Here is a 1,634-nt window from a genome sequence, read left to right on the forward strand (position 1 = left end):
GTGACTGTTGCACAACTTCACCTTAGCATTTTAAAAGGACAGCAGGAATACATTCCTGCTGTTTTTTATTTACATAAATAACTGTTAATCAGATTATTATTTGTATATTTATATATGCAAGGAAAAAAGTTTTACCAGGAAAAGTTATTTATTCAGTTCCAGCTTTCGGATTATATACCTCAAGATAATTTTTATAAAAAATTAAAAGATATTATTGATTTTGATTTTCTATATACCTTGACCTCTAAATATTATGGCAGTCAGGGGCAGAAAAGTATAGATCCTGTGGTTTTCATGAAATTAATGTTGGTAGGTTATTTAGAGAATCTGAATAGTGATAGACGGATCATAAGTACTTCTCGTATGCGGATGGATATTCTTTACTTCATTGGCTATGACTTGGATGAAGAACTTCCTTGGCATTCTACTCTGAGCCGTACCCGACAGCTCTATGGCGAGGAAGTATTTACTTCAATTTTTAAATGCATATTAAAACAATGTGTAGAAAGAGGATTGGTTTCAGGAAAAAAACAGGCAGTCGATAGTGTATTTGTTAAAGCTAATGCTTCTCTAACCAGCATGGTTGAAAAAGAAGTTTTGGATGATGCATTAGTTTACACACAAGAATTAATAAATAATGAGGAAGAAGTTCCGATACGGAAATTGCCTTTAAAAGATAGGAAAGTGAAACGTAGCAACAAAACACATATAAGTCCGGCAGACCCTGACTCTCGAATGTCTGTAAAACCAGGAAAAGTTACTAGACTAAATTATTTGGCACAAGTATCCGTAGACACTAGAAAACACGTTATCACCCATATACAGGCATTTCAATCAGATAAAGGTGATGCATACTGTTTACCCGAATTAGTACATCATGTCCATAATAATTTAAAAGAAACAGGACTTCAACTAAGAGAAATTCTTGCAGACAACGGTTATAGTAGCGGGAAAGCGCTGAAATTTTTATCTGAAAACAATATAATTGCATATATCCCCAATAGTGGCAAATACAAATTTAACAGGGATGGTTTTACTTATGATAAATCAAATGACTCTTATATTTGTTCCCAAGGCAAGTTGCTTACTTTCCGACATTTTAGAACTGATAGTCATAATACCTATAAAATTTATAAAACCTCTGTCAAAGATTGTAAAAACTGTCCCCTTAAAGGCAATTGTGCCAATTCTGTTGGAGTAAAGGCATTGGAAGATACGATTAGTAAACATCTGTATGATGAAATGCATTTAAGAATGAAAACTCTCAAAGGCATAAAAATGAGAAAATTGAGATCAAGTACCGTAGAACCAGTTATTGGAACACTTGTAAATTTCACTGCTATGAGCAAGGTTTTAACAAAAGGTATAAAACTAGCAAATAAATGTATGGTTATGGCAGCTGTAGCATACAACCTAAAAAAGCTTGTGCTTACAAATAAAACACCATTACAAAAGCTAAGACCAAAGATTATTACCTATCTTAAAGGTATCACTGATTTTTTGAGGGAATGGTTATTTAACCACACCGCCTACATTTTATAACCAAAATAAAAAGGAAGATTGATTCCTCAACCTTCCTAATTTTAGAACGGAATTATTTGTGGCTTCGCAAAACTACTTTGTGCAACAGCCAC

At 33.3% G+C, this 1,634-nt stretch carries 1 protein-coding gene; it reads left to right on the forward strand.

Going from position 1 to position 1,634, the window contains the following annotated elements; all coding sequences use genetic code 11:
* Positions 1 to 114: 114 nt before the first annotated feature.
* On the forward strand, positions 115 to 1,542 hold the full coding sequence (locus tag ACMA47_RS25130; RefSeq protein WP_413931996.1) for an IS1182 family transposase: 1,428 nt from the start codon (positions 115 to 117) through the stop codon (positions 1,540 to 1,542).
* Positions 1,543 to 1,634: the final 92 nt, after the last annotated feature.

This window comes from Chryseobacterium sp. T20, assembly GCF_047345655.1.
Classification (GTDB): Bacteria; Bacteroidota; Bacteroidia; order Flavobacteriales; family Weeksellaceae; genus Chryseobacterium.